Raw genomic sequence first — 11,204 nt, forward strand, 5'->3', positions numbered from 1 at the left:
AGCGCACTGAGTGAGCAAGGCCGCAGCAGGACATCAACGAGGAGACACACTGTGAACGTTAAAAAATTGAGTGTGAAGGCAATCGCTTTCACCACCTGTCTGGCGCTTTCAAGCGTGGCACTGGCGAAAGACGGTGATCTGGAAGAGCCAACGGCGCTGGCGATGACCGCTGATTTGGTGTTGGTGAGGCCGGTAATGCTGGGCATCACTGTGCTGGGAACCGCCGCGTTTGTGGTGTCTTTGCCATTTTCTGCCGCTGGCGGCAACGTCAAGCAAGCGGCGAATACCCTTGTGCTAGGCCCAGGTGAAGCAACCTTTGTGCGCTGCCTGGGTTGCACCCAGCCCGGCTACCAGCACGACACCGAGTAGTGTAAGTTGCGCCAGGCTCAGCCCTGGCGCTCTTTAAAGCGTTTGGTTAATGCCTCTTCCACCAATGGGTGGACGAATTTGCTCACATCCCCGCCGAGCGAGGCGATTTCGCGCACCAGCGAAGAAGAAATATACGACAAGTGCTCAGACGGCGTGAGGAACAGGCTTTCCATTTCCGGCGCTAGGGCGCGGTTCATGTTGGCCAGCTGAAATTCGTATTCAAAGTCTGACACTGCCCGCAGGCCCCGCAAAACCCCTTGGGCCTGCTTCTGCTTCACCAGATCTGCCAGCAAAATATCAAAGCCACAGATTTCAATGTTGGGCAGGTGCCCCAGTACCTGTTCGGCCTGTGCGACGCGCTCTTCCAGGGTAAACAGGGGATTTTTTTTGGTGCTTGCCGCGATGGCAATAATCACCCGATCAAACAGCTTGCAGGCGCGTTCAACCAAGTCGATATGGCCATTGGTTAATGGATCAAAGGTGCCAGGGTAGACGACTGTACGCATTAAAATTCCTGTTTCATTGTGCCGGTTGATGGGCGGGCGTCGGATAGTAGCAAGATGCAGGCTTTTGTCATAGGCAGTGGTATAGACGGTAGCATACATCGCCGGCCCGTTTCTCGCGGTGCAGGGCCCAATGCGGGGGGCAGGTAACGCTGCTTTGGGCGGGCGCCTCCAGGTAAATAAGGGCGCCGGGGTTTAGGTGATCGGCAAGGCCTGCCGCCGCCTGGGCCCACAGGTTTGCGCTAAAGGGCGGGTCGATAAACACCACGTCAAAGCCTGGCCCTTGATAACCGGCAAGCCAGTTGAGGGCATCGGCGTGCACAAGCTCTGCATCACTTGCGCCCAGCAGGTTCAGGTTTTCACGCAATTGCCGGTGGGCGTGGGTGTCTTTTTCTATCAGTGTGCAGTGCGCACAACCGCGCGATAAGGCTTCAAGCCCCAGGCTGCCGGCACCGGCGAACAGATCCAGGCAGCGGCTGCCGGGTATGTCCATTTGCAGCCAGTTAAACAGGGTTTCGCGCACCCGGTCGCCGGTGGGGCGCAGGCCGTCAACACTGGGAAAGGCCAGTTTTCGGCCGCGCCATTGGCCGCCTATGATTCGCAGCATGCCTTGTTGGGCGGGGGCTTTTGGGGCGCGCTTTTTCATGGGCGGGTCAACTCAAATGTTCCTCTCAAACGTTCCTAAGGATGGTAGGATAGCGGCCTTTCGCAGCCTGGCTTTGGCCGTGGGCTGCGCATTTTAACGCCTGTGACGCAGTGAAGCCCATGTTTTCAAAGTTGTTTAAGAAAAAGGATGCCGACAAGCCCGCCGAGGCCGCTGAGCCAAGCCCCGCGCCCGAGGCCCCGCCTGTTGCCCAGCCGGCCGATAAGCCAGGCTTTTTCGCCCGTATTCGCGCAGGCCTAAGCCGCACCCGCAGCCAGTTTGCCGAAGGGATGGGCAACCTTTTTCTGGGCAAGAAAGAAATTGACGATGAGCTACTGGAAGATCTGGAATCCCAGTTGCTAGTGGCCGATGTCGGCATTGATGCCACCACCGATATCATTGAATCGCTCACCGAGGGTGTGGCCCGCAAAGAGCTGGGCGACCCACAGGCACTGCTGGCGGCGCTGCGCCGAAAGCTTGAAGAGCTGCTGGCGCCCGTTGAGCAGCCGCTGGTGATCGATACCACCAAAAAGCCCTATGTGATTTTAGTGGTGGGCGTCAACGGCGTGGGCAAAACCACCACCATTGGCAAATTGGCCAAGCGCCTGCAAGGTGAGGGCCATAAGGTGATGCTGGCCGCCGGCGATACCTTCCGCGCCGCCGCCGTTGAGCAGCTGCAGGTGTGGGGCGAGCGCAATCAGGTACCCGTGGTGGCACAGCACACCGGGGCCGACAGTGCCTCGGTGATTTTCGATGCCATTGCCTCGGCCCAGTCGCGCGGCATAGATGTCATCATCGCCGATACCGCCGGGCGGCTGCACAATAAAAGTAACCTCATGGAGGAGCTTTCCAAGGTCAAGCGGGTGATGGCCAAGCTGGATGTCAGCGCCCCGCACGAAGTGCTCTTGGTGCTCGATGCCGGCACCGGCCAGAATGCCTTGAGTCAGGCCCAGGAGTTCACCAAGGCCGCTGGTGTTACCGGCATTGCACTCACCAAGCTCGATGGTACCGCCAAGGGTGGGGTGATTTTCGCGCTCAGCAAAAAATTTGGCCTGCCGGTGCGCTTTATTGGTGTGGGTGAAGGCGTAGACGACCTGCAACCGTTTAAGGCCGCGCCTTTTATTGCCGGCCTTTTTGGCGACGAAGCGGGTGGTGAATGATCCGCTTCGACCAGGTTGCCAAGCGCTACAGCAACGGCTTTGAAGCGCTTAAAAATGTCAGCTTTGAAATAAGCGCAGGCGAAATGGTTTTTCTTACCGGCCACTCAGGGGCCGGTAAAAGTACACTGCTGAAACTCATCATGGCCATGGAAACCCCAAGCCGTGGCCAGGTGCTGGTGAACGGCACCAACCTCAATCGCATGGCCGACCGCAATATCCCCTACCATCGCCGCCAGATCGGCGTGGTATTTCAGAATCACCAATTGCTGTTTGATCGCACGGTTTTCGATAACGTCGCCCTGCCCCTGATTATTGCGGGCTTCAGCCCCTCTGATGTGGGCCGCCGCGTGCGCGCAGCGCTCGACAAGGTGGGCCTGCTGCACAAGGAGGCGCGCTTTCCGCTGGAGCTTTCCGGCGGCGAACAGCAGCGTGTGGGCATTGCCCGGGCGGTGGTGAACAAACCTAAAATCCTGCTGGCCGATGAACCCACGGGCAATTTGGACCCGGAGCTCTCGGCGGAAATCATGGAGCTGTTTCGCCAGTTCAATGAAGTGGGCGTCACCCTGTTGATTGCCAGCCACGATATCGCCCTGCTCAAGCGCCAGCGCAAGCGCGTGCTGGCGTTGCGCGAAGGTGAGTTGTACGGCGACAGCCAATATGCAGGGGGCCCGCCATGAATAGCCCCCGAAAACCTATAAGCGCCCCGCGCGCAGGTGCCCGGTTAAAAAAGGCCGGCGTCAACGACCGCGCCCGGGCCTGGCGTGAGCACCACGTGTTATCTGCCCGCGATAGCCTGCAAAAGCTGCTGGTGGTGCCCGTGCGCACCCTGCTTACGGTATTGATGCTGGGTATTGCGCTGGCGCTGCCGGCACTTTTATATGTGGCACTAGCCAACGTGGGCCAGCTGTCAGGCCAGTGGGCCAGCAACCATCAGATGTCAGCTTATTTAAAGCCCGGCGTAAGGCCCGCCGCCGTAGAGGCGCTGGTTGCGCGCTGGCAGCAGCTGCCGGGCGTTTTACAGGTGCAGCCGGTATCACCCGAGCAGGGCCTGGCTGAATTTGCCCGCCAAACGGGCCTCGCCGGCGCCGTGGGTGGCATGCAATCGAACCCGCTGCCCTGGGCGCTGCTAGTGCAACCCAAACACACAGACCCCAAGGCGCTGGCGGCCCTGCGCGATGCGCTGGCCGATGACGTGATTGTGGATGAAGTGCGCCTGGATTTAGCCTGGCTTACCCGGCTGCAATCGCTCATGGCACTCGGCCAGCGCTTTGCATTGGGGCTCGGCTGCTTGCTGGGTTTGGGCATGTTGTTGGCCATTGGCAACACCTTGCGCCTGGCCATTGAAAACCGGCGCGAGGAAATACTCGTAGTGAAGCTTGTGGGCGGTACCGATGCCTTCGTGCGCCGGCCCTTTCTCTACACCGGCCTTTGGTACGGTTTGGGCGGCGGGCTCTGGGCGTTGCTGCTAACCCAGCTGGGGCTGTGGCTGGTGTCGGCCCCGGTGGCGGCCTTGGCCAGCAGCTACGGTAGCGCCTTTGCCCTGCAGGGGCTGGCGTTTGGTGAAAGCTTGATATTGCTGTTGATTGCCCTAATGATAGGTTGGTTGGGTGCGTGGTTGGCCGTTGACCGGCATTTGCGCGACATCAAGCCCCAATAAGGGGAATGATTGGCTGTAATCGCCCTGTTTAACCCCGTAAATGGCGGTTTTGAGTGAATTTTTTACTCGGTTGGCAGTCAAATGCGGTAGTGCTACACTCACGCGGTTGTTTTTGGAGGTATACATGAGTAAAAGTCTGCAACCTGTTGGCGTTTTGGCCCCCGGTGCCAATCTGAATGCGTACATTCAGGCCGTAAACGGGTTCGCTATTCTGTCGGCTGAGGAAGAGAAGCAGCTGGCCGAAGAGCTCTACTACCATGAAAATCTGGAAGCTGCCCGCCGCTTGGTCATGGCGCACTTGCGCTTTGTGGTGCATATCGCCAAATCCTACTCAGGCTACGGCCTGGCCGAGGCCGACCTGATCCAAGAGGGCAACGTGGGTTTGATGAAAGCCGTCAAGCGCTTTAACCCCGAGCGCGGTGTGCGCCTGGTGAGCTTTGCCGTGCACTGGATCAAAGCCGAGATTCACGAGTTCATTTTGCGCAACTGGCGCATTGTGAAAGTGGCCACCACCAAGGCCCAGCGCAAGCTGTTTTTCAACCTGCGCGGCGCCAAAAAGAAACTGGCCTGGCTCTCGCACGATGAAGCCCGCGCCATTGCAAAAGATTTAGACGTAGACGTAAAACACGTTTACGAAATGGAAGGCCGTTTATCCTCCTACGATGCAGGCTTCGATGCCGGTGCCGACGACGATGACGACAGCGCCTACCAGGCCCCGGCCAACTACCTGGAGGATCACCGCTACGATCCCGCCAAGCAGCTTGAAGATGCCAACTGGGAAGCCTCCAACGTCAATAGCCTGGAGCTTGCCATGGAGCAGCTGGACGATCGCAGCCGCGATATCCTGCAGCGCCGCTGGCTGAACGAAGACAAGGCAACCCTGCATGATCTGGCCGATGTCTATGGCGTTTCTGCAGAGCGTATTCGCCAGCTTGAGAAAAACGCCATGAAGAAAGTGAAGGCGATGATGGAGGCCTAAACGCCCCCTTCGCACACCGTAAGCCGCGCCTAGACGCGGCTTTCTTTTTGGCACTGTACCCTCCCCCGAAAGAAAAAGGCTTGGCTGATGGCCACCAAACACTTACTTATTGCAGCGGCGCTTGTGGGCGCTGTGTCTGTACTGCTGGGCGCCTTTGGCGCCCATGGTCTTAAATCGGTACTGACAGAGGCGCAATTGGGCAGCTGGCGCACGGCAGTGCACTACCACCAGCTGCACGCGCTGTTGGCGCTGGCGTTGTGCCTGCGGCTACTGGCAGATCCGGCCCGGCGGCTGCGCCTTGCGGTGTACAGCCTGCTTGCGGGCATTGCGCTGTTTTCAGGCTCCCTTTATGGGCTGGCACTCGGGGCCCCCGCCTGGTTTGGGCCAGTTACCCCGATCGGTGGCCTTTTGTTAATGATCGGCTGGCTGTGTGTGGTGGCTTACGCCCTGCGCCTGCCGGCTCCAGAACGGTGAATTATGAATTCAACTCCCCTGCCCGGTGTGGAAGACGAACACGGCTTTACCCCCAGACCGGAATACAAAAAGAAATCCATCCGCAGCTTTGTGATTCGTGCCGGGCGCATGACGCCAGCGCAGCGCAGCGCCTTTGAGCGCCAGTGGGCACAATACGGCCTGAGTTTGTTTAATGGCCCCTTGGATGCCGAGGCCGCCTTTGGCCGCAAGGCTCCCTTGGTGCTTGAGGTGGGCTTTGGCATGGGTGACTCCCTGCTGGCCATGGCGCAGGCCGAACCGGATAAAAACTTCATTGGTATTGAAGTGCATCCACCCGGTGTGGGGCGCTTGTTAAATAACGCAGCCGAGGCACAAGTGACCAACTTGCGCGTGTACATGGCCGATGCCAACGATGTGCTGGAAGATTGCATAGCCAGCAATAGCCTGGCCCGTTTTCAACTGTATTTCCCAGACCCGTGGCATAAAAAGAAACACCAAAAGCGCCGCATTGTGCAGCCGGCATTTGCCGAAATGGTGCGCACCAAACTCGCAGCGGGTGGCGTGTTTCACCTGGCCACCGATTGGGAGCACTATGCCGATCACATGATGGAAGTCATGAGCAAGGCGCCGGGGTTTGAAAACCAGGCCGGTGAGTATTTGTTTTCACCAAGGCCAGACTACCGTCCCATTACCAAGTTTGAAAAGCGCGGCGAACGCCTGGGCCACGGCGTATGGGATCTTCTGTTCGAGAAAACCCCCTAAGCGCGGGGTTTTCTTGCAAATCTTTCGGGCCTTGCCCACAATCCCTCGCAGCGCCGAACACCGGCTAGAACAATAATGAGGGCCTGCCCCTGGAAAACTGGCGTCAGTGGTGAGTGTTTTTCATCGCAAAGCCGGTTTTTTTATGGATAAAGTGTGGTGATTTCGCAAACCTATTGTGCGCTCATACTTTCTACTTAAAGATCATGCATGGAGAGACGAAATGAAAAAGGCTTTAATGATGTTGCCATTGGCGTGCGCCATCGCTGCCGGCAATGGGTATGCAGACCAAATGGGCTTTGAAGTATCAGCCGGTGTGAACGCCACCAACTGGGATAAAAACCGCGATCTTGAAGACAGCACCGGCCTTATGGGCGCGCTTGGCTATCGCATCAACGATCGCTGGGGCATCGAGGCGATGTACGTACAAAACGATACCGAAACGGATCCCGGAAATTTTGACGTAGATGCACAAAAACTGCATATAGATGCGCTGTACCACTTTCGCACCGATGAGCGCGTGCAGCCCTATTTTTTGATGGGCATGGGTAAAAACCGCTACAAATACAGCGGCGGCAGCGACAGCGAGAGTACCTTTAACGCGGGCGCCGGCATAAAGGCCTACCTGACCGACAATTTTTTGCTGCGCGGTGACATGCGCGCTATCCGCGGCTCTGAAGACGGCCACATAGATCTGGGCACCAACATCGCCCTCACCTATTTCTTTGGCGTGCGCGATAAAGCGCCGGCGCCGGTTGTGAAAGCAGCCCCAGCCTCTGATGCCGATAACGATGGTGTGGTAGATACCCGCGATGCCTGCCCGCAAACACCTGCAAACGTGGCCGTTGATAGCCGCGGTTGCCCGCAAGATTCCGATAACGACGGCGTGGCCGATTACCTGGACCAATGCCCCAATACCGAAAGCGGTTTAAAGGTAGATGACCAGGGTTGTGCTATCTCGCTCACCGAAGCGGTAGAAATAAAGCTGGGCGTAAATTTTGATAACAACGCCGCGGTTGTAAAACCCGCCTACTTTGCTGAAATTGGTGAGGTGGCTGAGTTTATGAAGAGCTACAAAGATTCCGCAGTTGAGTTGCAAGGCTACACGGATTCCCGTGGTTCAGAGGCCTATAACAAAGCCTTGTCGCAGCGCCGTGCCGATGCAGTACGCCAAGTACTGATCGAGCAATTTGGCATTGACGCTGCGCGCGTAACCGCCGTTGGTTACGGTGAGGCCAACCCGATTGCCTCTAACGAAACTGCGGCAGGGCGCGAGGAAAATCGACGCGTAGTTGCCTCGGTTCAATCGAAAAAAACCACCCAATTGCGCAAGTGATTATCAAGGCTATCGCGTAGAGTTTTGGTTTAAACCAGAGGCCCGTTTGTTGCAAGGCAAACGGGCAGCGCAAAAAAGGCGAGCCAAGTGCTCGCCTTTTTTGCGCGCCTACTATTAGGCTGACCCTGAATAACGCTTAGCTAACGCTGAATAAATCAACGGATAATTGGTCGAGCACCTTTTCTGCGGTATTGCCAAGCACGGTGGCGGCAAGGCCGGTGCGGGCCACGGTACCCATTACCAATAAATCGGCGTGCAGCTTTTGTACGCTATCGGGGATGACGTCAATCGCTGCGCCATCTACCAAGTGCACGCGATTAGTGGCTACACCAAAACGCTGGGCAACCATTTCGGCCGGTGGATGATCGTCTGAATCGGTGAGTTGGAATAAATCGCGCAAATTCGCTGAGTGGTGTACCGCCGAAACCAGGTGCAATTCAGCTTTGGTGGCATTGGCCAGCTGTTGCGCCTGGCTTACGATTTTGTTGTTGAGTTGATCGTGAGATGACTGGCCGTCTTCCAGGCTGATGGCGGCCACTACTATGCCGTTTTGCCAATCGTCATCAGCCTTGACCAGTAACACGGGGCAAGGTGAGGTACGCATCAGATAGATGTCTGAGGTGCGCCTGAGTGCGCGCTCGAGCTTGCTGTGTTTGAAGCTGGTTTTCACCACAAACTTGGCACCAATGCGGCCCGCAGACTGAGCCACCATCACTTCCCACTTTTGATTCCACACCACTTCGCAGCGTACCTTGATGCCCTGCGCACGCACAGGCTCTGCCAACTCTTCCAGCCATTGCTTGGTGCTGGTGACCTGGGTGTGCTTGGCGTCTTTGCGGGAGCTGAACGAGCCCATTTCGTCATCGGTTAAATAGGTACAGCAAAACAGATGCAATTGCGCTTGGGTTTCCAGCGCCAGGCTAACGGCGCGGCGCAGCGCCATTTGATCATCGGTGACCGGATCTATCACTACCAATAACGTCTGTGCACTCATGGCGGGTTCCTGATTGAAAGATTTATACAACAATAGCGAAACTTGTGAAATCTGTCGTTACTGTAACCAAAAAAGCGCACTTTGGCCTTGCGCGTTGCGCAGAAAATCGCGCAGCTGATAAAAACGCTAATTGCAGCGAACCCGCTATAGCGTGGTGCAAGGTACACAGGGTTAAGTGCGGGTATTCACGCTAGCGGTTGCGGCCAATTGGGGTGAGGGGTATTGATGGGCAAGGTAAGCGGGGCCGCTGGGGCCCCGCTGGTGTGAGTGGCAGGCAGCCGAAGCTGCGCGTGTGGCTTAGAAGTTAACGCTTACGCCCAGGCCCAACAGATCTGTGCGGTTGTCGCCGCGCTCTGTTTGCCAGCTGGCGGTGATGGCGGCTGCATCGGTGAAGTAGTAACTGGCGCTCAGATTGCCGTGCCAGGCTTGGCCTTTATCCTGGCGGTAGCCCGGCAGTGAGTAGTCGTTGAGTGCCAGGGTCTGGCTGCTCATGGTGACTTCATAGTCTTCGCCTTTGAGTTCCGAGCGAATGCCCCACTCAGAGGTAACCACCAGCTGATCGGCGCGCCAGTGTACAAACAGGCCCACATCGGCGGTGAGTGATGTGTGCTCCTGGTCTTCTACATTCAGCGCGGTGGTCATGCCGCTGTCTTCGGCGAAGCCGTTGACGTCTATGCTGCGGTAGGCCAGCTCAAGCTTGGGGCCGTAATCCCAGGTGGCATGGGGTGAGATGTTGTAGCCGTATTCCGCCGAGAAGCCCAGCGAGCTGCCGTCGGTATCACCGGTTTCTGTGCGCGTGGCCACACCCAGGGCAACCTGGCGGCTGCTGTCGTAGCTTTGCTTGCCGAAGTGCAGGCTTGCGTTGGCCCAGTGGCGATCGGCGTTAAAGCCTGTAAACAGGCTCACGGCCTGACTTTGGGCTTCCAGCTCGCTTCCGGATTCTGCAAAGCTCAAATCACCGCTGTTAGAGGCGAAGGCCAGGCCCAGGCTCCAGGTGTCGCTCAGGCCGTATTGCATGCCAAGCGCTGCACCACGGGGTTCGGCGCTGGCATCTGCATAGCCATTTTGGGCGCGCAAGTTGTGGCCCTGGCCGCGCGCGAAGATTTGCCAATTGCCGGCGCCCAGCTTGTGGCTTGCCAAATTGGCCTGCATCTGGTTTTTGAGGCCTATGTGGTCGGCATCAACCAGGCTTGCACCCAGAACTGGCAGCTGCCCAAGCTCTTGGGGTGCGCTTATAAGGCTGTACATGTAATCGGCAATAATCTGCTGCGCCGCGGCTGTGGGGTGCACGCCATCGTTAAACACGAGTTTGGTGGGGTCGCCATTGCCCGCCTGCTGCATGCCATACACGGGGTTTTCCAGGCAGCTACCGCCAGAGCCGTCGTAACAGGTGGCGGTTATTTGCACGGCATCATCAACAAAGCCGTAGCGTGCGGGTTCGGCCAGAATTTCGCCCATGAGCCCGCGGGTATCTACCGGGATTACATTGGCGTTGGAAGCGGTGAGGCCGGCGTAGAGGGTATCGTTGTAGAGGCTGCTCATGGGCGACCACAAAGGCTGGGCACCCGAGCCAATGCCTGCAGGTGTATTGCCCACATCGGGCAGGTTAGACACCATGATGTACTCGGCACCGGCGGCTGCCAGCGCGTTAATACCCTCTACCAACGTATTGGCGGCGGTCACTATGTTGGTGACGTTGTTCGGGTCTGCCGGGTTGGTTAAGCCCAGCACGTCGTTGCCGCCACCGTTCACATAGTAAAGGGTGCTCGATTTGGCACTGCCGTACTCGGCAAGGTAGCCATCGCGTACTTTGGCGGGGCCAGCGGCGGGGTTAAATACCACCGAGCCATTTTCATCGGTAATGGATGCCTTGATTTGCGCCGAGGTGTAGCCACCCACCGCGTAGTTGGTGCCCGCGGGGAAACCCGTGACAGGGCTTGGCAAATAAGGGGTAGAGGCGGCCAGGTAGCCCAGCCCCAGTTGCTGGCTGAGGCGTTGCACGCCTACCAGGTCGGTTTCGCTGCCGGCGCCGTTCACGCGGTTGGTAAAGCGCAGGCCACTGGCGGGAACCATGAAATTCGGGTTTATGGGGCCGCCGGCATCGGGAAACTGGCCCGAATCCGACAGGCTGTCGCCAAATACCACAAGCTCGTCAAAGGGGGATGCAGCCAATGCCTGAGTGCTGCAAAGCAGCAGTGCAGCGGCAAGGGGCTTTAGGGTGGATGTCAGGGCGTGCGAGTGCTGAAACTTCATTGCGTCATTCCTCATTACGACAATGGGCTGTCGTGTGCATGTTTATTATTATTGCGCTCGCCGGTGGGCAAGCACGGTGGAGCAAGCTGCGCAAAAAC

The 11,204-nt window shown here is 57.7% G+C and carries 12 protein-coding genes; 8 read left to right on the forward strand and 4 right to left on the reverse strand.

The window, feature by feature from the left end:
* Nucleotides 1-51 precede the first annotated feature (51 nt).
* On the forward strand, nucleotides 52-369 hold the full coding sequence (locus tag L1F30_RS00390) for a hypothetical protein (RefSeq protein WP_253358212.1): 318 nt from the start codon (nucleotides 52-54) through the stop codon (nucleotides 367-369).
* A gap of 17 nt (nucleotides 370-386) precedes the next feature.
* Here L1F30_RS00390 and coaD read toward each other — a convergent pair whose 3' ends face one another.
* Both coaD and rsmD read right to left on the reverse strand, forming a co-directional pair.
* Nucleotides 387-875, reverse strand: a complete 489-nt coding sequence (gene coaD / locus L1F30_RS00395; protein WP_253358213.1) for a pantetheine-phosphate adenylyltransferase — start codon at nucleotides 873-875, stop codon at nucleotides 387-389.
* Nucleotides 876-942: 67 nt separating this feature from the next.
* Entirely contained in the window at nucleotides 943-1,518 is a 576-nt protein-coding gene (rsmD, locus tag L1F30_RS00400) for a 16S rRNA (guanine(966)-N(2))-methyltransferase RsmD (protein ID WP_253358214.1), read from the reverse strand.
* Between the two features lie 119 nt (nucleotides 1,519-1,637).
* Between rsmD and ftsY the strand changes: the two genes are divergently transcribed.
* From ftsY to L1F30_RS00435, 7 genes are all read left to right on the forward strand, one after another.
* Nucleotides 1,638-2,675, forward strand: a complete 1,038-nt coding sequence (gene ftsY / locus L1F30_RS00405) for a signal recognition particle-docking protein FtsY (protein ID WP_253358215.1) — start codon at nucleotides 1,638-1,640, stop codon at nucleotides 2,673-2,675.
* Nucleotides 2,672-3,352 carry a cell division ATP-binding protein FtsE gene (gene ftsE / locus L1F30_RS00410; RefSeq protein WP_253358216.1) on the forward strand — a complete coding sequence of 227 codons (681 nt, stop codon included), beginning with the start codon at nucleotides 2,672-2,674 and terminating at the stop codon, nucleotides 3,350-3,352. The genes ftsY and ftsE overlap by 4 nt, the downstream gene beginning before the upstream one ends.
* The gene (gene ftsX, locus L1F30_RS00415; RefSeq protein WP_253358217.1) at nucleotides 3,349-4,332 is read left to right on the forward strand and encodes a permease-like cell division protein FtsX; all 984 of its coding nucleotides are present in this window, start codon (nucleotides 3,349-3,351) and stop codon (nucleotides 4,330-4,332) included. The genes ftsE and ftsX overlap by 4 nt, the downstream gene beginning before the upstream one ends.
* Before the next feature lie 124 nt (nucleotides 4,333-4,456).
* Entirely contained in the window at nucleotides 4,457-5,311 is an 855-nt protein-coding gene (gene rpoH / locus L1F30_RS00420; protein ID WP_253358218.1) for an RNA polymerase sigma factor RpoH, read from the forward strand.
* Nucleotides 5,312-5,398: 87 nt separating this feature from the next.
* A complete protein-coding gene (locus L1F30_RS00425) occupies nucleotides 5,399-5,785 on the forward strand; it encodes a DUF423 domain-containing protein (RefSeq protein WP_253358219.1) in 387 nt (128 codons plus the stop codon).
* A 3-nt stretch (nucleotides 5,786-5,788) separates the two neighbouring features.
* The gene (gene trmB, locus L1F30_RS00430) at nucleotides 5,789-6,526 is read left to right on the forward strand and encodes a tRNA (guanosine(46)-N7)-methyltransferase TrmB (protein WP_253358220.1); all 738 of its coding nucleotides are present in this window, start codon (nucleotides 5,789-5,791) and stop codon (nucleotides 6,524-6,526) included.
* Between the two features lie 220 nt (nucleotides 6,527-6,746).
* Entirely contained in the window at nucleotides 6,747-7,859 is a 1,113-nt protein-coding gene (locus L1F30_RS00435; protein WP_253358221.1) for an OmpA family protein, read from the forward strand.
* A gap of 136 nt (nucleotides 7,860-7,995) precedes the next feature.
* Here L1F30_RS00435 and L1F30_RS00440 read toward each other — a convergent pair whose 3' ends face one another.
* Together L1F30_RS00440 and L1F30_RS00445 are read right to left on the reverse strand one after the other, a co-directional pair.
* Nucleotides 7,996-8,853 carry a universal stress protein gene (locus L1F30_RS00440; RefSeq protein ID WP_253358222.1) on the reverse strand — a complete coding sequence of 286 codons (858 nt, stop codon included), beginning with the start codon at nucleotides 8,851-8,853 and terminating at the stop codon, nucleotides 7,996-7,998.
* A 297-nt stretch (nucleotides 8,854-9,150) separates the two neighbouring features.
* On the reverse strand, nucleotides 9,151-11,106 hold the full coding sequence (locus L1F30_RS00445) for an autotransporter domain-containing protein (RefSeq protein ID WP_253358223.1): 1,956 nt from the start codon (nucleotides 11,104-11,106) through the stop codon (nucleotides 9,151-9,153).
* Nucleotides 11,107-11,204 lie beyond the last annotated feature (98 nt).

The sequence above is a fragment of the Simiduia sp. 21SJ11W-1 genome (assembly GCF_024138675.1).
Classification (GTDB): Bacteria; Pseudomonadota; Gammaproteobacteria; order Pseudomonadales; family Cellvibrionaceae; genus Simiduia.